General features: G+C 56.2%; 19 protein-coding genes and 1 pseudogene. 11 read left to right on the top strand and 9 right to left on the bottom strand.

Annotated elements, in window-relative coordinates:
- Positions 1 to 37 precede the first annotated feature (37 nt).
- Entirely contained in the window at positions 38 to 613 is a 576-nt protein-coding gene (locus USG84_RS06050; protein ID WP_061098101.1) for a helix-turn-helix domain-containing protein, read from the bottom strand.
- 135 nt (positions 614 to 748) lie between these two features.
- On the opposite strand from USG84_RS06050, the gene USG84_RS06055 reads away from it, so the two are divergent.
- Positions 749 to 1,267 carry a GNAT family N-acetyltransferase gene (locus USG84_RS06055; RefSeq protein WP_061098100.1) on the top strand — a complete coding sequence of 173 codons (519 nt, stop codon included), beginning with the start codon at positions 749 to 751 and terminating at the stop codon, positions 1,265 to 1,267.
- The gene (locus USG84_RS06060; protein WP_151413682.1) at positions 1,264 to 1,713 is read left to right on the top strand and encodes a DMT family transporter; all 450 of its coding nucleotides are present in this window, start codon (positions 1,264 to 1,266) and stop codon (positions 1,711 to 1,713) included. The genes USG84_RS06055 and USG84_RS06060 overlap by 4 nt, the downstream gene beginning before the upstream one ends.
- Here USG84_RS06060 and USG84_RS06065 read toward each other — a convergent pair whose 3' ends face one another.
- Positions 1,714 to 1,947 (bottom strand): YdcY family protein, encoded by a 234-nt coding sequence (locus tag USG84_RS06065; protein WP_061098098.1) that lies wholly within the window; start codon positions 1,945 to 1,947, stop codon positions 1,714 to 1,716.
- Positions 1,948 to 2,002: 55 nt separating this feature from the next.
- The gene (locus USG84_RS06070) at positions 2,003 to 3,601 is read right to left on the bottom strand and encodes an ABC transporter substrate-binding protein (protein ID WP_253542143.1); all 1,599 of its coding nucleotides are present in this window, start codon (positions 3,599 to 3,601) and stop codon (positions 2,003 to 2,005) included.
- A gap of 283 nt (positions 3,602 to 3,884) precedes the next feature.
- Between USG84_RS06070 and USG84_RS06075 the strand changes: the two genes are divergently transcribed.
- From USG84_RS06075 to USG84_RS06085, 3 genes are read left to right on the top strand one after another with little or no spacing between them, the layout of a single operon-like run.
- Positions 3,885 to 5,231: an SrfA family protein gene (locus tag USG84_RS06075; RefSeq protein WP_151413681.1), complete on the top strand. Its 1,347-nt coding sequence runs from the start codon at positions 3,885 to 3,887 to the stop codon at positions 5,229 to 5,231.
- Between the two features lie 4 nt (positions 5,232 to 5,235).
- On the top strand, positions 5,236 to 8,217 hold the full coding sequence (locus tag USG84_RS06080) for a virulence factor SrfB (RefSeq protein ID WP_253542144.1): 2,982 nt from the start codon (positions 5,236 to 5,238) through the stop codon (positions 8,215 to 8,217).
- Positions 8,214 to 10,388: a virulence factor SrfC family protein gene (locus USG84_RS06085; RefSeq protein ID WP_151413680.1), complete on the top strand. Its 2,175-nt coding sequence runs from the start codon at positions 8,214 to 8,216 to the stop codon at positions 10,386 to 10,388. Before USG84_RS06080 ends, USG84_RS06085 begins: the two co-directional genes overlap by 4 nt.
- A gap of 55 nt (positions 10,389 to 10,443) precedes the next feature.
- Here USG84_RS06085 and USG84_RS06090 read toward each other — a convergent pair whose 3' ends face one another.
- Complete coding sequence (locus USG84_RS06090; protein WP_151413679.1) at positions 10,444 to 11,199, bottom strand: alpha/beta fold hydrolase; 756 nt, start codon at positions 11,197 to 11,199, stop codon at positions 10,444 to 10,446.
- An 86-nt stretch (positions 11,200 to 11,285) separates the two neighbouring features.
- Positions 11,286 to 11,459 (bottom strand): GhoT/OrtT family toxin, encoded by a 174-nt coding sequence (locus tag USG84_RS06095; protein WP_003856960.1) that lies wholly within the window; start codon positions 11,457 to 11,459, stop codon positions 11,286 to 11,288.
- Between the two features lie 244 nt (positions 11,460 to 11,703).
- On the opposite strand from USG84_RS06095, the gene USG84_RS06100 reads away from it, so the two are divergent.
- Genes USG84_RS06100 through USG84_RS06110 form a run of 3 tightly spaced genes read left to right on the top strand, consistent with a single transcriptional unit; the run spans position 11,704 to position 12,598 of the window.
- Positions 11,704 to 12,030: a DUF1971 domain-containing protein gene (locus USG84_RS06100; RefSeq protein WP_061099663.1), complete on the top strand. Its 327-nt coding sequence runs from the start codon at positions 11,704 to 11,706 to the stop codon at positions 12,028 to 12,030.
- 27 nt (positions 12,031 to 12,057) lie between these two features.
- The gene (locus USG84_RS06105) at positions 12,058 to 12,411 is read left to right on the top strand and encodes a DUF1971 domain-containing protein (RefSeq protein WP_151413678.1); all 354 of its coding nucleotides are present in this window, start codon (positions 12,058 to 12,060) and stop codon (positions 12,409 to 12,411) included.
- A 4-nt stretch (positions 12,412 to 12,415) separates the two neighbouring features.
- Entirely contained in the window at positions 12,416 to 12,598 is a 183-nt protein-coding gene (locus tag USG84_RS06110) for a DUF1869 domain-containing protein (RefSeq protein ID WP_151413677.1), read from the top strand.
- 39 nt (positions 12,599 to 12,637) lie between these two features.
- Here USG84_RS06110 and patD read toward each other — a convergent pair whose 3' ends face one another.
- The 4 genes and pseudogenes from patD to USG84_RS06130 all read right to left on the bottom strand — a co-directional run bounded on the left by patD (position 12,638) and on the right by USG84_RS06130 (position 16,116).
- Positions 12,638 to 14,062, bottom strand: a complete 1,425-nt coding sequence (gene patD / locus USG84_RS06115) for an aminobutyraldehyde dehydrogenase (RefSeq protein ID WP_320738210.1) — start codon at positions 14,060 to 14,062, stop codon at positions 12,638 to 12,640.
- Positions 14,063 to 14,090: 28 nt separating this feature from the next.
- Positions 14,091 to 14,165: pseudogene (locus tag USG84_RS06120) on the bottom strand (hypothetical protein); the annotation flags it as partial.
- A 270-nt stretch (positions 14,166 to 14,435) separates the two neighbouring features.
- Entirely contained in the window at positions 14,436 to 15,845 is a 1,410-nt protein-coding gene (locus USG84_RS06125) for a PLP-dependent aminotransferase family protein (protein WP_253542146.1), read from the bottom strand.
- Positions 15,846 to 15,927: 82 nt separating this feature from the next.
- The gene (locus USG84_RS06130; RefSeq protein WP_253542147.1) at positions 15,928 to 16,116 is read right to left on the bottom strand and encodes a cold-shock protein; all 189 of its coding nucleotides are present in this window, start codon (positions 16,114 to 16,116) and stop codon (positions 15,928 to 15,930) included.
- 425 nt (positions 16,117 to 16,541) lie between these two features.
- On the opposite strand from USG84_RS06130, the gene USG84_RS06135 reads away from it, so the two are divergent.
- The 3 genes from USG84_RS06135 (at position 16,542) to USG84_RS06145 (ending at position 17,825) form a co-directional block, all read left to right on the top strand.
- On the top strand, positions 16,542 to 17,033 hold the full coding sequence (locus tag USG84_RS06135; RefSeq protein WP_151413676.1) for an Hcp family type VI secretion system effector: 492 nt from the start codon (positions 16,542 to 16,544) through the stop codon (positions 17,031 to 17,033).
- An 86-nt stretch (positions 17,034 to 17,119) separates the two neighbouring features.
- Positions 17,120 to 17,446 (top strand): polymorphic toxin type 44 domain-containing protein, encoded by a 327-nt coding sequence (locus USG84_RS06140; protein WP_253543493.1) that lies wholly within the window; start codon positions 17,120 to 17,122, stop codon positions 17,444 to 17,446.
- Positions 17,424 to 17,825, top strand: a complete 402-nt coding sequence (locus USG84_RS06145; protein ID WP_151413674.1) for a hypothetical protein — start codon at positions 17,424 to 17,426, stop codon at positions 17,823 to 17,825. The genes USG84_RS06140 and USG84_RS06145 overlap by 23 nt, the downstream gene beginning before the upstream one ends.
- Positions 17,826 to 17,932 lie beyond the last annotated feature (107 nt).

Below are 17,932 nucleotides of genomic sequence, written 5' to 3' on the forward strand. Positions count from 1 at the left end.
TACAGCCTGGCTCACGATCGGCATTATCGCCTTAACATTACGAGGCAGACTGGTTAAGCCGGACCACAAGATAGATACAGGTTTCGTTCGTTTCGTTGATGAAACGGCAGTCGTTTGGCGGCCCCAGCTCCAGACAGTCTCCGGCCTTCATCTCGTGGCGGGTATCGCCCTCCTGAAATACCAGCTCGCCGGACTGCAGCCAGATCAGCTGACGCGCCAGCGCGTAGGACGATGCCGGCATCGGGACGTCGCTCCCCGCGGGCAGCTCAATCTGAACGAGGTCGATAGGCAGATCGGTACGCGGGGAAACGTGGCGACGAAGGTAGTGCGTTTGCGGATCGCGCCAGACGGGCTGGTTCGCCAGGCGCAGGAGTTTTCCCTCCTGCATCTCGGCTCTGGCAATCAGGGTCGACATGCTGATCCCAAACGCGCCTGACAGGCGGGCAAGCAGGGTTGCCGTCGGGCTGCTGTCACCGCGTTCTATTTTATGGATCATGGCGCGAGATACGCCTGCCCGCTCGGCCAGCTCGCTCAGAGACCAGCCGCGTGATTCACGTTCGAGGCGAATTCTGGCGCTAATACGCTGATTCATTGTGTCTGACAGTGTGTTCATAACGTCATACTAAAGCGTATAAAGGCCGTTTCAATGTGTCTCATAATAATTCTCACGTAGCGTTCTGACGATACAGTTGTGTAATATCATATCTATAGCGTAATACTATAGTAAACAACACACAGAGGTTAAATCATGATCGTTCGTCACGCCTGTAAAGAAGACTGCGCTGCGATAGGAGAGATCTATAACCATGCGGTGCTGCATACTGCCGCGATCTGGAACGATAAAACCGTCGATACCGATAACCGAATCGCCTGGTTCGAGGCCCGCACGCTCGCGGGTTACCCGGTTCTGGTGAGCGAGGAAAACGGTGCTATCACCGGGTACGCCTCTTTCGGCGACTGGCGCGCCTTCGACGGCTTTCGTCACACGGTCGAGCATTCGGTGTACGTTCATCCGGAGCATCAGGGTAAAGGCATTGGCCGTACGTTAATGAAAGCGCTGATCAACGAGGCCCGCGCCATCGGCAAGCACGTGATGGTGGCCGGCATTGAAGCGCAAAATAAGGCCTCGATTCACCTCCACGAAACGCTCGGTTTTGTGACAACGGGGCAGATGCCGCAGGTGGGAACCAAGTTTGGCCGCTGGCTGGACTTAACCTTTATGCAGCTGCAGCTGGACGAGCGCAGCGACCCGGACGCGATCCCATGAATCAGTCGCTGACGCTGACGTTCCTGGTGGCGGCGGGGATCGGTCTGGTGGTGCAAAACACCTTAATGGTGCGAATCACCCAGTCCTCCTCCACCATTCTTATCGCAATGCTGCTGAACTCCCTGGTTGGCATTGTGCTGTTTGTCAGCATTCTGCTGCTGAAGCAGGGCTTCGCCGGGTTCAGCGAGCTGGCATCAACGGTGCGCTGGTGGACGCTGATCCCGGGGCTGCTGGGGTCTTTTTTTGTGTTTGCCAGCATCAGCGGGTATCAGAACGTTGGCGCGGCAACGACCATCGCCGTGCTGGTCGCAAGCCAGCTGATTGGCGGGCTGGTCCTTGACGTGCTGAGAAGCCACGGCATTCCCCTGCGCGCCCTGATCGGCCCGGTGTGCGGCGCGGTGATGCTGGTCGTGGGAGCCTGGCTGGTGGCGCGACGCCAGTTTTGACTACAGTATGGTGCCGCCTTTGGTCAGCTGTTCCTGCCGCGCGTCCATCTCCTCTTTATGCTGCTTGCCGTGGTGCGAAATCGCGGTACGCAGACGCTGCTGCTGGGCGTAACGGTCTTCACGGCTGAGATCGGCATCATCGCTCAGTTCAATCAGCAGTTCGTTCATGTGGGCGATGACGCTCTCTTCGATGGCGGCATCGACGCGGGCGGTAACTTCGTTTAAATGTGACATTGTCACTCCTTGTTTTTGCCGGGTGGCGGCTTACGCCTTACCCGGCAATAAATGCTTAGTTCAGCTTCGCTTTAGAGAAATCGCTGCCCATCAGGCTCACGCTGTATCCGGTCACGTTGCTGCGGGTCGCAAAGAACGTTTTGCCGTTTGCCAGCGCGATCCACGGAGCCTGCTGGTAGAAAATCTCCTGCGCCTGGCCGTACAGTTTCGCACGCTCGGCCGGATCGCTGGTCAGCTTCGCTTTTTGCACCAGAGCATCATAACCCTTATCGCACCAGCGCGCGGCGTTTGACCCGGTTTTAATGCTGTTGCAGCCCAGCAGCACATCGGCGAAGTTATCCGGGTCGCCGTTATCGGACATCCAGCCGAACAGCGCGGAGTCGTGCTCGCCTTTGCGCATCCCGGAGAGGTATTCGCCCCACTCGTAAGAGACGATTTTGGCCTTCACGCCCACTTTCGCCCAGTCGCTCTGGATCATCTCCGCGATACGACGCGAGTTAGGGTTATACGGACGCTGAACCGGCATTGACCACAGCGTGACCTCTGCGCCCTTCTCCAGTCCGGCCTGCTTCAGCAGCGCTTTCGCTTTTTCAGGATCGTAACTGTAGTCCTGCAGATCTTTATTAAAGCCCAGCATATTTGGCGGGATCGGCGATTTTGCCACCGTACCGGAGCCCATAAAGACCGCATTGACGATAGCCTTCTTGTCGGTCGCGTAGTTCAGCGCCTGACGCACCAGCACGTTATCGAACGGCTTTTTCTCGGTGTTAAACGCCAGATAGCCGACGTTCAGCGCATCGACCGAGTGCAGGGTCAGGTCTTTGTTCTTTTTAATCACGTCAAACTGGACCGGAGACGGCGCAGGAATAATCTGGCATTCATTGGTCTGCAATTTCGCCAGGCGGGTTTCCACGTTTGGCGTGATGGAGAAGATAAGATGTTTGGTCGGCACCTCGCCATCCCAGTAGTTCGGATTAGCGACGTAGCGGATCAGCGAATCCACCTTGTACTGCTGGAGCACGTAGGGCCCGGTACCAATTGGCCAGGTGTCCACGTTCTCCGGCGTGCCTTTTTTCAGCATTGCATCGGCGTACTCAGCGGAGAGAATGGAGGCGAAATCCATTCCCCAGTCGGCCAGGAACGCGGCGTTTGGTTCACTCAGGGTGAACTGGACGTGGTAATCATCAACCTTTTTAACGTCCTGAATCAGCTTGTCGAGCCCGACGTCGTTAAAGTATTCGTAGTTGCCCTGCGAGACATTGTGGTACGGATGCTTAGGGTCTTTCTGACGCATCACCGAGAAAATAACGTCATCGGCGTTAAAGTCGCGGGTCGGCTTGAAGTATTTATTGCTGTTGAACTTCACCCCTTTACGCAGGGTAAACGTATAGGTCTTGCCGTCCGGCGAAATCGTCCAGGACTCCGCCAGGGAAGGAACCGGAGTATTTTTTACCGGGTCGAAGTTGATCAGGCGGTTGTACAGCACCTGAGAGCTGGCCACGAACGACGGGCCGGAGCTGGCGATTTGCGGGTTGAACGACTCGGGCGACGCTTCCGAGCAGTAGATAAGAGTGTCGTTGTTTGCCGCCCATGCGGCACCGGCTGGTAAAAGTGCGCTCAGCGCAAGGGCGAGCAGCGTTTTCCCTGTAGACATAGTTATAACCCTGACAGTTTTATTATATAGGTCAGTAATAACAGCACAGCCGTTGTGACCTGGCAAATAACGAAACACTATCAGGTTATTCTAAAGCCGCGTTTTTTGCCGGTTTTGCCGCCAGTGCAGAAAATGGTGATTTGCCTTAAGTGACGTTATTCGTCAAGCACAACCGTCACTTTCTATGCCGCAAGAAATCGGCGCTTTTAGCGTCTCTTCTTCCGTTTGTTTGCTTCCTCGTTTCGTTAAAGTAACGGTGTGAAGAAGTATATGGGATCAAATCGTGGCAAAAACTCTTTTACGCAGCGGTAATCTGGATGATTTTCAGGCCGTTGGCGGCGGCGGACAGGCCGTTTTTGAATCAGCGTTACAAATCCGGGAAGCGCTCCGGTTGCGCAAACAGCAGGCCATTGTCGACTGTCTGGCTATTCCTCAGGTCAACGACAGCGGCGACCGCGTGGACTGGTATTCCCCCGTTGAGGGAAGCGTCACCAGCTGGAAGGCAGCCAGTGAAGACGAGCGCTATCGAGCCCTGCGCTATCTGGAAAACACGCTAGCCAGCGTTGAGTCGTTAAGCAAGAAGTGCCTCCAGTCGCCCAAAACCGCGCAGCAGCTTTTCGGCTCGCTGCTGTCGAAAGCGTTTCAGTTTCCCGGCGAGAATTTTGTTTTCCTGGTCGAAGGAAAGCCGATCGTTTGCTTCTGGGGTTTTGTAAACCTGAACGAAAATGCGCGCGACGATGTCCTCGACTGCCTGCGTGAGGCCCTGATCCCCGAACCTGCCCCCGTTGTGATTGAAGAGCCCGAGCCAGAACCAGAGCCCGCGCCCGAACCGGCCATCACCTTTGAAAAAGCAGACGAGCCGCTGATTGCGCCCGTCGCCGCCGTGCGTATTACGCCGGAAGAACTGTATGAGCCGGCTCCCGCGCCGGTTGTTGCGCAACCCGCTCAGGAACCTGCGCCTGTTGCCGTCACGAAAAAACGTCGCGTTCCCCTGTGGACCCTGCCGGTTGCCGCCGTGATTGTGGCCGCCGTTGCCGCGCCGCTGATGTGGCCAAAACAGGCCCCTTCGGCAGAGCCCGCTCCGGCACCGGCTCCTGAGCCCGTAGCTATTGCACCACAGCCGATTAAAGCGGCGGAGCCGCTGGCTATGAATCTCCCCCTGCATCAGGCTGAGGTCGTCGCAGGTAAAGAAAAAGAACCCGCGCCTGCGCCTGAAGCCGCACCGGTGGTCATTGTTCCGATCCCGAAAGATGCCATGGTGATGGAAGCCGGTCAGGTGAAAGCCGGATCGACGCGCTTCCTGAACGGTACCTGGCGCGCGGTTCTCGACGTGAAAGATCCGGTCACCGGCAAGCCGCCGTCAGTGCGCTATCAAATCCAGAACAATAAAGGTTTCGCCCGCGTTGTGCACGGCGACAACATTGTCTGCCGCGCGGAGATCTTCTCCGGGCTGCACAGCAACGGCGAGCTGATGATTAAGAGTCGCGGCAATGCCCGCTGCACCGACGGTTCCCGCTACCCGATGCCGGAAGTCGCCTGTAAAGCCGGGACCAGCGATATCGCAGAATGTCGCGCTCGCTACGATGCCAACACCGTCGTCCCACTGACGTTCAAGAAAGCAGGTGCCTGATCCTATGCTGGTAAATCTTTGCGACTATAAACAAAGCGTCACGCTTATTGCCAACAGCGGCGTGCAGTTCCTGGATTTCGGCCTGACGCCGCAGGACACCGCCAGCAACGGGCGCTTCGTACGTAAAACCGCGAACGGCCCCCTTTTGCGTCTCGATTTCGACCTGGTGAACGGGCGCTATACCCTGCCGGGGACAAACGGCGGTCAGCCTGAAGTGGTTAAACCGGAAACCACCATTCCGCTGCATCAGTCCCTTGCCGTCCTTGACGGCGTCTGGCTTCCCTTGCCCTTCCTGCGCTTCAACCCGCCGCGGACCTTTGTGGAAGGACCGGATAACTGGGCGCGCGTTCAGGTGCGCAAGCTCGATAAGCCCGACACGGCAGGCAACACGCACCGCGTTACCCTCGCTCTCGACAGCCAGATCGCGGAGCATGCCACCTCCGCCCTGTCGCCGGTTGAAAACGATATCCTGAACGGAACCCGCTTTGCGCTGGCCTGGCGCGATAGTGAGGTAGAAAGCTTCCTCGACCAGACCTGGATTGACGGCTGGCTGCGCGAGGCGTTTACCCAGTATGCCGACGGCGTTGAAAACCGCTCTGAACGCGACCTGCATCAGGCGATGCGCAGTTTTGAATATCAGGCCCACTGGCTCAATGTACTGACCATGCTCGGTGAACAGCTCACCGTGCCGGAAGTGAAATTTGTCACCCATACGCTCAGCACGCCTGCCATTCCGGTCGACCTGATCCTCGATGTGGGCAACACCCACACCTGCGGCGTCATTATTGAAGACCACGGTGATGCAAATGACGGGCTTCGGCAGACCGCCGAGCTGCAGGTTCGTTCGTTAAGCGAGCCGCAGTTCCTCAACGAGCCGCTGTTTACCAGCCGTCTTGAATTCTCCGAAGCGCGTTTTGGCAAACAGCACTTCTCGGTAGAAAGCGGTCGCGAAGATGCGTTTGTCTGGCCGTCGATTGTTCGCGTGGGCGATGAAGCCCGCAAGCTGGCGATGCAGCGGCTAGGAACCGAAGGTAACAGCGGCATCTCCAGCCCGCGCCGCTACCTGTGGGATGAAACGCCCGTCGTGCAGGACTGGCGCTTTAGCCAGATGAACGGCAAAACCCAGCGTGAACCGCTCGCCACGGCGTTTCCCCTGATGAACCTGATGAACGATGACGGTGAGCCGCTGTTCACGCTGCCGCAGGACGAGCGGCTGCCGGTCTTCTCGCCGCAGTACAGCCGTAGCACGCTGATGACACACATGCTGTGCGAGCTGCTGGCGCAGGCGCTGGGGCAGATCAACAGCGTCGCCACCCGCCTGCGTCTGGGCTTCCCGGCCTCGCCGCGCCAGCTGCGCACCCTGATCCTGACCCTGCCCTCGGCCATGCCGAAGCAGGAGCGCGAGATTTTCCGTCGCCGCATGTTTGAAGCCATTGCCATCGTCTGGAAAGCGATGGGCTGGCACCCGCAGGATGAAGATTTTGCCACCCGCAAGCAGCAGGAAAAAAGCGTGGTGCCGGTTCCTGAGATCCAGATGGAGTGGGATGAAGCCAGCTGCGGTCAGCTGGTCTGGCTGTATAACGAAGCGATATCCCGTTTTGGCGGCCAGACGGAAGCCTTTTTCGCCTCCCTCGCCCGCACGGATCGTGAACCCGAGCCGGGCGTGCAGCCGGGCCGCGCATTACGCGTCGCGTCTATCGACATCGGCGGCGGCACCACGGATATGGCGATAACCCACTACCAGCTTGATGACGGCTCCGGTAATAACGTCAAAATCACCCCGCAGCTGCTGTTCCGCGAAGGGTTTAAGGTGGCGGGTGACGATACCCTGCTGGACGTGATTCAGCGCTATGTCCTGCCCGCCCTGCAAACGCAGCTGCAGAAATCCGGCATTGCGGACGCCTCTCTGCTGATGGCGTCGCTGTTCGGCGACTCCGGGCGTATTGATACCCAGGCGGTGCTGCGCCAGCAAACGGCGCTTCAGCTCTTTATGCCAATTGGCCACGCCATTCTTTCCGCGTGGGAAGCCAGCGATATAGACGATCCGCTGGCGGGCCTGCATGCTACCTTCGGCGAGCTCCTGCCGCAGAAACCAACCCGCAACGTGATGAACTATCTCCAGCAGGCAGTCGATCATGCCCTGCCGGCGGGCTCAGAGGCGTTCGACCTGTTCGCCGTGCCGCTGCACGTGAACTTCCGCGAAATGCAGGATGCGATGCTGGCCGGTCAGTTTACGCTGACCTCGCCGCTCCACGCGGTATGTGAAGCGATTTCACATTATGGCTGCGATATTCTGCTGATCACCGGGCGCCCGGGCTGCCTGCCGGGCGTTCAGGCGCTGATTCGTCATCTGCAGCCGGTGCCGGTCAACCGCATCGTCTGGCTGGACAAATACCAGGTGCACGAGTGGTACCCGTTCAGCCAGCAGGGGCGCATAGGCAACCCGAAATCGACCGCCGCGGTGGGGGCCATGCTCTGCAGCCTGGCGCTCGATCTGCGCCTGCCGCGCTTCAACTTTAAGGCCGCGGACATTGGCGCGTATTCAACCGTGCGGTATCTCGGCGTGCTGGATAACACCGTCAATACCCTGCGCGAGGAGAACGTCTGGTATCAGGATATCGACCTGGATAAGCCGGGCGCGAGGCTCGACGCGCGGCTGCACTTCCCGCTGCGCGGCAACGTCACCCTCGGCTTCCGCCAGCTGGCGAACGCGCGCTGGCCCGCTACGCCGCTTTATACGCTCAGCATCAACTCGGCTGAACTGGCAAAAGCGATTGCCGGCGACGGCGTGCTTAACGTGCGGCTTAAGCTCTGCGGCGGCAGCAAATTAGAGGGCCCAGAGGCCTTCGAGCTGAGCGATGCCTGGCTGCAGGACGGTACGCCGGTTGCGCCTGACGCGTTAACCTTCAAACTGAATACTTTGGCCGACCGCCGACACAGCGGCAGCCACTACTGGATCGACAGCGGGAGCGTATACCTGAAATGACAGCGACGACGACCACCACTCAGGCCTTAATCGGGTGGATTAATGAGACGCGCCTGAACGCCCCTGTGCTGGATAACGATGCTGACGCCCTGCTTGCTCGCATCAACGCGGCGCAGGCGCGGGAGCTGGCCATTGAACGCGCCCTGACCCGCCGGAGCAGCATTGGGCTTTACGGCCATTCTCAGAGCGCCAAAGCGCACCTGCTGCTGTCGCTGTGCGGCAGCGGTAACGGTCGCCTGAACGTGACGCCGGGCCAGCGCACCTTTGACTATTTTTCGCATATCAACCCAGGACATGTCCTGACCAACATGGCCGTGCGCTTCACCCGAGACACCCCGGAAATAGCGGATGAGGCATTTCCGCTACGCCTGAGCCTGGTCACCGAGGCCGAGCTGGTACAGCTGTTTATTGCCCGCACGACGCTGCACCCGCAGATGCGCGCGGTGGATAAGGCGGTCATTGAGACGCGTCTGGAGAAATGGCGCGGCCTTCGCCAGCCGCAGGGCGTGCCCGGCATCACGGCGCAGGAGGTGGGTGCGATTTCGCGTTTCTGGCAAAGCACGGTACCCGCCGCGAAACAGCAAATTGATGACGCCCTGTGGCATGAGTTCGCCCAGCTGGTGCCCTCGCTCGATCTCAGCACCCGCGCCAGCGTCTGGTCGCTGCTGTGGGGCGAGCAGCAGGAGTTAACCCAGCAGTGGCTGAAGCTTGCCCACGTGCTGCATCAGACCAGCCATGCGAGCGAGCTGGCTGCGCCGCTGAGCCTGCTGGTGGACAGCTTTGGTCTGCCTGGCGAAGGCTTCCTGACGCACGGCACCTTAACCCAGCAGGAGGCTCAGGAGACGCTGCTGCATCCGCTGAACAACGGTGAAATGCTCAACGCCATCAGCATCCCGGTCGACGTGCTTGCCTTCCTTACCCGCGAGCTGGTCTTGCCGGTTGAGAACGGCGCGCTGGATAACGTTGATATCATTGATATTCCGGTCTTTGAAGACGGCAGTGCCGATCCTTTAGTCCAGGCTAAATGCCAGTGGCTGCTTGAACATTACCGCCAGCAGCTCCAGCCGGATGTGCTGGTTATCTGCAATGCGACGGCGCAGCACGAGCAGACGGCCCAAAAAGCAAAAGCGTTAATTAACTGGATAAAAGAGACCCAGCCTGCCGAGGAGTCCGCCCTGCCGGGTCTGGTGTGGGCTATCACCCCGCATGACGCTCGTTTCACCACCCGACAGAATCTCGATGAAGCCGTGCAGCATCTGCTGGGCAAGCCTGGCCTGCGCTGGGGAACTCTGCAGGCGCTGGACAGCCACAGCATGCAGCGCGTCATTGAGTGGTTATCTCAGGCTACGCTCCCCGCACAGCGGCAGAAGCGTCTCGGCACGCTGAAAAACCTGCTGCGGCAGGAGATCGCGTCGCTGATGAAAAGCTATCTGGCGCCGCTGGTTGAGGAACCGGGTACACGACGTGCTCAGGCCGAAAACATGGTGCGCACGCTGCAAAGCAGCGCCGCCCGTCACGGCGAGCTGCTTGAGGGCCTGCTGCCGCCGCTGAAAGCCTTTGAAACGCTGCTCGCCGTTCAGCAGCCGCGCGAGGAGCAGGTGAACGGGCTATTCACGGACACCATCGATCTGTTCGCCGATAACGCCCAGGAAAGCGCAGGACAATTCCAGACAAAAGACAAAGCGCGCCTGGCGCACAGAGTATGGATAAATCATCTGCGCCAGTGGAGCCGCAATGAAGCTACCGCCGCCCGTCTTGGCCTGGAGCCCGCGGTGCTGCAGCAAATTGCGGATGTGCTGGTGGTAACCAGCTACAGGCTTAATCTGCCGCAACAGCTTCAGCGAATTGTCGACGCGGATAAAAGCAGCGCGGCGCAGCTGCATGCGGTGATGGGCAATTTCGTTGGCTGGCTGGGTTACGACCAGACGCCGTCAGCAGAACGCCCCGCAAGCCGCATTCGCAAAGGCCAGGCAATTTTTGTTACGCCCGTCGTCAGCAGTGCCGCACCGCGCCTGACGCGCCTGGGGGAACAGCCTGTCCATGCGGCCACCGCGTACGTTTACGACTGGCTGGTTGCCCTCTATAGCCGGGCAATAGAGAACATTGATTATCAGCACCCGCATGATGTTCAGCCTGACGCACGTCGGGCACTGCAGGCTTTAATCCTGTAGCGGCCTTTCTTGCCGGGTGGCGCTGCGCTTACCCGGCTACATTCCGCAACGATAATCACGCCGCCATACACTCCGCTAACGCCTGCGCCAGTGCCGACGGGTTTTCCCATGACATGGAGTGCCCCGCCGCAGGGATGATTTTGACCTCAACCCCCTTCTGCTTCAGATTATCCACATCGTCATCCGGCAGTGAGAGCTCGCCGAAAATCAACGTCACCGGGCAAGGCAGCGACAGAAATTGCGCTTCCCAGTCCGGCTTAACGCCCGCCACCAGACTTGATGCGCCGCGCCAGACGGCATAAGAGGCATTGCTTTGCAGGCACCCGGCCCAGGCGGTGGTTTCTTCGCGGAGCATGTCATGATAGCCCTGCGCCACAAACTGGTGTTCGGTTTGCGCCGCAATAGAGCGGCTAAACATCCCCCCACCGGCGTGAAAATTGGGCTCCGACACCATCAGCCCCTTCACGCGCGGTGCCAGCAGCCCAGCCGTTTCAATCGCGATGCTGCCGCCCATGCTGTGGCCGTATAACCAGAAGGCATCCAGCTGAAGATGGTCAATCAGCTCCGCCACGACGCGCGCCTGATCGGTGGTTTTGTAGCTGTAGTGCTCAGGTTTATCGCTGTAACCGCTGCCGGGTAAATCGATGAGAATGGCTCTGCGCCCGCCAAACTGAGGGTCTCGAACAACGCGGGGATATTCATAGGAAGAGGCGCAGCCCAGTCCGTGGATAAAGACGACGGGATCGCCAGAGCCTGGCAAATCATGCCAGCGGACGGTGCAACCCGCATGCTGCGAGTAAAAACTGTTCATAAGCACTCCTTTTACGATGCACTGTGTATTTATACAGTTACCGTATCCGAAATGCCATAATCATTTTTTAAAAATGGAAGCGTGCTTCAGAAAAGCGAGATCAGGAGCGCTACGGGGAAGCTCATCGGCCAGGTCGACCCTACCAGAAACGCGCTAAGCAGGCGGATGCGCTTGCGATCTTTAGAAAGGAACCACGTAATTAACGCGCAGATGGAAGCCATGATTGCGTAAAAAACCAACATCTTTTGATACAACGTCATTCTGAATACCAGAGCCGAAAAAATAACCGCACGCAATATGCGTCATATGTTGATACAGATCAAGTTTTTTCGTTACAAAATAACCACTTAAATACTAAGCCTAATAACAACTGAGTATTTTGCATAACAAACAGGAGGGGCGGACAATGACTTTTATTGATAACATGCATTGTAAATGCACTTTTTGATAAATTCCCTCTCCTGAACAAGTGTCTAATAAAGGCAGACATTCATGGGAGGCAATATGCTACGCATTCCGCAGAGTTGTATTCATACCCGCTCTACCCCTTTCTGGAATAAAGAAACCGCCCCCGCCGGGATCTTTCAGCGTCATCTCGACACGGGTACCCGTCCGGGCGTTTATCCCCGGCTGTCCGTTATGCAGGGCACCGTCCGCTACCTGGGTTATGCTGATGAACATGCCCCAGAGCCCGACAGCACACTGATTATCAGGGCCGGCCACTTCGGTGTTTTTCCCCCTGAGAAATGGCATCACATCGAGGTGATGAGCGACGACACGCTGTTCAATATTGAATTTTTCGTCGAACCAGAGGTGTTGAAGTCGCTTTGAGCGGCTTTTATTTACGAGGTAACCCTTATGCTACGTATTCCTGAAAATTTTGTTCATACCCGCTCCACGCCATTCTGGAACAAAGAGACAGCCCCAAAAGCCCTCTTCACCCACCATAATACGAAAGCCAGCGTCTATGGCCGTTTGTCCGTGATGCAGGGGGCGGTGCGCTATTTTGGTTTCCCAAACGCTGACGCGACCGAACCGGATCTTGAACTGGTGATCGAAGCCGGATCGTTTGGCATCTCGCCGCCGGAAAAATGGCACCGCATTGAGCTATTGACCGACGATACCTGGTTCAATATCGACTTTTTTGCCGATCCTGACGTTACGCTTCAGGGCGCAGGCATCGGCAAAGTGGTTAATACGCATAAGGAGTAACGGCGTGGGCAAAGCAACCTACACAGTGACCGTGACTAACAATAGCAACGGTGTCTCGGTGGATTATGAAACCGACGCCCCCATGGAGTTGCTCATCCCGGACGTTGCCGCAGACGTGATAAAAGATCTGGTGAATACCGTTCGCGCTTACGATACGGAAAATGAGCACGAGGTGTGCGGCTGGTAAAGCAAACGCCCGGCGATGCAGGCCGCCGGGCGTGAGCTCTTAGTGTTTTATCATCACATGTCGGACAACCGTGTAATCCTCAAGCCCGTACACCGACATATCTTTACCGTAACCGGATAACTTCATGCCGCCGTGCGGCATTTCGCTCACCAGCATAAAGTGGGTATTGACCCAGGTGCAGCCGTACTGCAGGCGAGCGCTCAGGCGATGGGCGCGGCCGACATCCTGAGTCCAGACCGACGACGCCAGGCCGTACTGTGATTCGTTCGCCCAGGCCAGGACCTGCGCTTCGTCGTCGAATTCGGTGACGCTCACAACCGGTCCAAACACTTCGCGCTGAACGATGGCATCCTCCTGTTTCGCCCCGGCCAGCAACGTTGGCTGGAAGTAGTAGCCCGCCCCCTCTTGTTTACTCCCGCCCGTCACCACGCGGATATGGCCGAGCGCTTTCGCCTCGTCAACCGCCTGACAGACGCGTGAAAGATGGGCAGCCGAGCTGAGCGGACCGAGTTCAGTAGACTCATCCTCCGGAGCACCCATTTTGAGGCTAGCGACCGCGGCACCCAGCTTTTCCACCAGCGCAGCATAAATGCCTTTCTGGGCATAGATACGGCAGGCCGCCGTACAGTCCTGCCCGGCATTGTAGAAACCAAACGTCCGCACCCCTTCGACCACCGCGTCCAGGTCCGCATCATCAAACACGATAACAGGCGCTTTGCCGCCCAGCTCCATGTGGGTGCGCTTAATGGAAGACGCCGTATGGCCGATGATATGTTCCCCGGTGGCAATCGAACCGGTCAGCGACACCATGCGCACTTTTTCATGCCCGGTGAGCGGATCGCCCACCGTTTTTCCGCGGCCAAACAGCACGTTGAGCACGCCAGCCGGGAAGATATCTTTTGCCAGCTCCGCCAGCTTTAAGGCCGTCAGCGGCGTGATTTCAGACGGCTTGATGACCACACAGTTACCGGCCGCCAGCGCAGGCGCTAGCTTCCATGCTGCCATCATCAGCGGGTAGTTCCACGGCGCGATAGAGGCAACCACGCCCACCGGGTCGCGGCGGATCATCGACGTGTGGCCGTCAAGGTACTCGCCCGCGGCCAGCCCGTTCAGGCAGCGGGCCGCACCGGCGAAGAAACGGAAAACGTCGACCACCGCCGGAATTTCATCGCCCAGCGCACAGTGCAGCGGCTTGCCGCAGTTGAGGGACTCGAGCCGGGCAAACTCTTCGCCATGCGCTTCAATCGCATCCGCCAGCTTCAGCAGACACTCGGCGCGCGCTTTCGGTGTCGTTTGTCCCCACTCAACAAAAGCACGGTCGGCGGCCTGAACCGCCGCGTCGACCTGTGCCGCTGACGCTTCAGCAATCTCCAGCAGCACCTCTCCGGTGGCCGGGTTATACACTGGCTGTTTCTCTCCCTCTCCGGCAACCAGTTCACCATTAATCAGCAGATGTGTTTGCATAATATTCCCCGTCGCCAATGGCCTTTAGTGGTTCTGCGGCTTGCGCGGTCATGATAGTCATGTCGAGCGCGCAAAGGCTGCTGCGGGCAAATCTTTTGCTCATAAGAGTTACTCCCGTCGCAATGAAATTTAGCGGCAGCCGTGCCGTAAAAATATCTCCCTCATTAAACGTAGACCGCGCAAATGCGCCGCACCGTTCGGCTTAACGAAATTTCATCAAGGTGTGACCGAGGACGCATTCCCCGTTAACTGGATTATAGACAAGGAGTTAGCCGCGAAAGCCGGTATGCAGATTTCATATGATACGGCACCGCAAAATATTCGCCGTGCCGTCGTCAGGATAAGAAATGATTATTTAAATAAAGGGAAAAAGTTATTCCATCATTGTGCTAATTAATTTACCCAGCTGAATGACCGCCTGCTCTTCCCGCTCGCCCCACGCCCAGGACGTATTAAACCGGAAGAACGGCGTCCACGCGTCTGAGGTGGAAAACATCTTTCCAGGCGCAATGCTTATGTGGTGCGTTAAGGCCTTTTCGCTGAGCTGGCCCGCGTCCAGCCGCGCCGGCAGCTCCAGCCATAAAAAGTAGCCGCTGTCGTTATGGTGGATTTTAACGCCGGCAGGCATATGGCGCAGAAGCGACTGCCACGCCTGCTGTTTTCGCTCGGCGAGCGTTCGTCGCAGGCGCCGCAGATGGGCGTCGTAGCGCTTGGTCGCCAGGTAGTCCACCAGCGCCAGCTGCATGGGAGAACTGGTTGAGAGCGTGCTCATCAGCTGCAGCTGCTGAATGCGCCGCGCGTGTTTTCCCGCCGCCGCCCATCCGATGCGAAACCCCGCCACCAGGCATTTTGAAAAGGAGGAGCAGTGGAGCGTCATGTCACTCCGATCCCAGGCTTTCGCCGGAAGGGGCTTTTCCCGACCAAAATAGAGCTCGCTGTAGACATCGTCCTCGATCAGGGTGACGTTGTGCTCCGTCAGGAGCGCGACCAGACGCGCTTTTTTCTCCGCGCTCAGCGTAAAGCCAAGCGGGTTTTGACCGTTGGTCATGAGCCAGCAGGCTTTTACCGGGTAATCGTTCAGCGCCTGCTCCAGCGCATTCAGATCGATCCCCTCCCGGACGTCTGTGGCAACCGACAGCGCTTTTAGCTTCAGACGCTCCAGCGCCTGCAGCGCGCCGTAGAAACAGGGGTTTTCAACAATCACCCAGTCTCCTGGCTCCGTCACCGCCTGCAAACTCAGGTTCAGGGCTTCAAGGGCGCCTGCGGTAATGACGATCTCGTCCGGCGAGATGTTCATCCCCTGCTGCGCATAGCGGCGCGCAATGGCGTGTCGGAGTTCAGCGTTACCAGGCGGCAGGTTCTCAATCACGCTCATTGCGGTAGCGGTTTTACTGACGTTTGCCAGCGAGCGGTTGAGCTGCTGAAGCGGGAAAAGCCGGGGGTCGGGAAAGGCGGAAGCGAAAGGAACAACGGACGGATCGCGGCTGGCCTGTAAGACCTCGAAGATGTAGGTATTGATATCTACCGCTTCATCACGCATCACCTGGGCAGGCGGCGCAGGCTGTTGTGCGGTCGGGCGCGAGGCAACGTAATAGCCCGACTGCGGCCTGGCGACAATGCGCCCCTGACTTTCCAGCATCTGATACGCGTGGCCAACGGTCATAAAGCTCATGCCGCTGCTTGCCACCTGCTCTCGCAGGGAAGGCAGCTTATCGCCCGGCAGCCAAACGCCAAGCTCAATCTGTGAGATAATTTGTTGCGCCAGACGCTGGTATTTTTTCATCAGATTCTCCTTATTGCCGACAGTGTATATCAGCAGGAGAAAAAGAGAAGATTTTGCTAACTGTTATGAAAAAACGGGTTGATTACTTGCGGTACTCGGTGACGTGGCTTTGAGCGGAACGCGCAGCGGCCAGGTGATCGAGCGTAATCATCGGCGATTTGCAAAAAATGCATTTTGCACCGAACGGGTTTTTCTCAGACACATCAAAGGCTGAGGTACGGTACTGCGAGCCATGACAGCATGGGCAGCGGAAATGGATATAAGAAGACATAGGATTCTCCTGTGAACGTTAAAACGTAAATTGCTAATGGGCCTTTCAGGCGATAGTGGTTTGAAACAAAAACTAATCGGAGTGTAGAAAGAGAACCAGGAGCGGCTGCGGAGAGGCACAACGTGATGAGAACTGCTTTATAAAACTACGTCAGATATTTTTTTGGACTCAAAACCAGAAGACCATTAACGCACGGCGATAACGACAAAGCAAGCGGTTTTATGTGGAAAATTCATAAAAATACACTTTAGAACAGTGATGAACGCATTACTGTAGTGTATTAATCAAATCGACAACTGCAATTCGACACATAACTCAGTGAAATATAAATATTTTGCATGGCATTTTTGGCCTAATCGGCTTGCCCGCTCTGGAGTATTAAATTACTCAAAAATATCATCGACTAAATCAAAAAGGAGTTTTACATGGCCATTCCAGCATATTTATGGATAAAAGATGACGGCGGAGCAGATATTAAGGGCGCTGTTGATGTTCAGGATCGCGAAGGCAGCATAGAAGTTAATGGCTTTTCCCACAACCTCAGCCTGCCTACCGATGGTCTTACGGGAAAAATTACCGGAACTCGCAAGCATTCATCCGTAATCATACAAAAAGACTTTGATTCTTCGTCACCCTATCTCTATAAAGCTGTCGCAACTGGTCAAACCCTTAAATCTGCAGAGTTTAGGTGGTACAAGATTAATGATGCAGGGCAAGAGGTAGAATACTTCAACATGTTTTTGGAAGGAGTAAAAATCGTCGGCGTCTCGCCAATGATACATGACACAAAAGATCCAACGAAGGAAAAACACAATCATCTCGAATGTGTAGAATTTCGATATGAAAAAATCACCTGGAAACACTGTGACGGTAACATCATGTTTACCGACGACTGGAATGAGAGACCTCAAGCATGAGATACCCAACTTTAGCGGTGTCTCCTCACCCACCTTATGATATTTCATCTTTCTCACCGCCAGGTGTTAATATTATAAATAATATGATGTTAGCACGTTTTCATCGGGGCCCATCAGCACTAACATATGAGTGGTTTTATCAACAGGTCAGGTTACATGGCCCATGGGATTATAAAACAAGAATTGGCCGACAATACGGGAATTTTGGCAATTTTCATTATGGTGCAGTTGGCACTGCGGCTGGAATTTCTGCCCCCGTTCTTTTACGTGCTGCCGGATGGGCGCAGTCAAAATCAGGGAATGGGAAATCAACAGATGGACACTGGTATGGTTCCCCCCCTTTTGGGGATGATCCTAATGATCAACTCTGGATTAAATGCGGAATAGACTATGCAACCAGAACGGGTTTTTAAAAAACGCTATATTCTAGTACCTTTATTATTTTTACTGGCCTACGCCGGATGGTTTTTATATTTTATGAACTTCCCTGTCGAACAAGATTTACGTTCGAAAGTAAAAGTCAATAGCTGGGCTGTTTTGTATGTTACTCAAGCTAATGCCGGGGCAATGACATCGTTTACCTATCATTACTATTTATCGGATGCAAAAAGAAGCGAAGCAGATTTTTTATCTCATATTGACCAGGCCACGCCATTTATGGTGACTAACGATCCTGACGTGATAATCAGTGTTAAGGACGATGGCGTATATCTACGTGTTCGTGGGGACATTTATTCTTTCCATAACACGTCTAAACTCGCCAATATTCTTCTTGATGCATCACCATACTAAAGGTGCTCGCTGAATGCTCATTAGTCTGGAAACTGTTATAGATAAATAACACAGGTCTGTCTCTGCAACCCAGCGCTGGCGCGGCTTAGAATGGCATCGACATAATT

The organism is Enterobacter sp. 168J2 (genome assembly GCF_034107265.1).
GTDB classification, from domain to species: domain Bacteria; phylum Pseudomonadota; class Gammaproteobacteria; order Enterobacterales; family Enterobacteriaceae; genus Enterobacter; species Enterobacter nematophilus.